Genomic DNA, 1068 nt, shown 5'->3' on the forward strand with positions numbered 1-1068 from the left:
CCTCGCCAGCTCCGAAAGCCATTCCCGGTGGGGCTCGCAGACAAATTCGGCCCCTTCGGAAAACCCGCAATCAGTTGGCAGCGAGCACTTCGCCCCTCGGGCCATCACTTCGCTGTGCACAGCTTGCCATGCAGGGCCCTTCATGCATCATCGGTACCTTCAACGGACAACCGCTGAAATCCCCCGAAACCAGCAACCAGTTAGTTGAGAGGAAAACAATGGCGACTATTGAGACTAATCCCCGAGAAAACGCTCAGTTGACGTTTACTGATCCCTGCGCACAGTCGGACTGCCGGAGTGTCAATGCCAGTCAGGACCAGATTGCGGCAGACGTACAGCGATTGTTGGACGACTTGGGCGTTGACATAGCTGCAGCACCAGGAGAAGCTGCAGCACCAGGAGAAGCTGCAGCACCAGGAGAAGCTGCAGCACCAGGAGAAGCTGCAGCACCAGGAGAAGAAAAGGAAAAGATGACCCCGGAAGGCGCGGCAGGCACGCTCAGCTCTTATATGGGGAATAACGGCTGGGAGGGAATGGACGTTGGCGGTTTATATTTTCTCGCAGAAAACCCCGACGGTAACGTACCGCCAGATGTCTCAAAGGCTGCGAAATTCATGATGCAAAACCCAGACGTCTTTCGACAGATCGAAACGCACACACGAGGAACCATCGATGGCGTAGCTAGTGGTGGGGAGCTCAACTGGGCTGCAATGGGCGGGCTGAAGAGTCAGATACCACCGGCAAAGCCGGTGGCTTGAAATTGGTGAGCGCCTCAAAGGCGCCCATAAAACCGTGAGCCGCCCGTGGCGGCTTACTCCATGACCAGCTTCATCTGGTCGTAGCGCTCATCTTCTGGTTCTGTCGCAGTAAGAGCGAGAGGTCGGCCAAGACCGATATGGTACGGATTCCTTATCCAGCCAGCGAATAGAACTGCTGTGCGGGAGTTTGCACCAACGCCGCCATCGTTCAATTGCCCCTTGACGATGCTTTGTTCGGCAGGGTAGGCGCCCAGTTGGTTGCGGACGCAATTAGGCCTTTTTAACGCACTGCGCCTGGCCAAAGGCGTTC

General features: G+C 56.4%; 1 protein-coding gene and 1 pseudogene. One reads left to right on the forward strand and one right to left on the reverse strand.

The window, feature by feature from the left end; all coding sequences use genetic code 11:
* Positions 1-758 (forward strand): annotated as a pseudogene (locus EVC45_RS46050) (hypothetical protein); the annotation flags it as partial.
* A 53-nt stretch (positions 759-811) separates the two neighbouring features.
* Here the strand turns inward: EVC45_RS46050 and EVC45_RS46460 are convergent.
* Positions 812-1068 (reverse strand): hypothetical protein (locus tag EVC45_RS46460; RefSeq protein ID WP_211193614.1); only part of this gene is annotated, 257 nt, incomplete at its 5' end.

Source organism: Paraburkholderia sp. UYCP14C (genome assembly GCF_004197395.1).
In the GTDB taxonomy this organism is placed as follows: Bacteria; Pseudomonadota; Gammaproteobacteria; order Burkholderiales; family Burkholderiaceae; genus Paraburkholderia.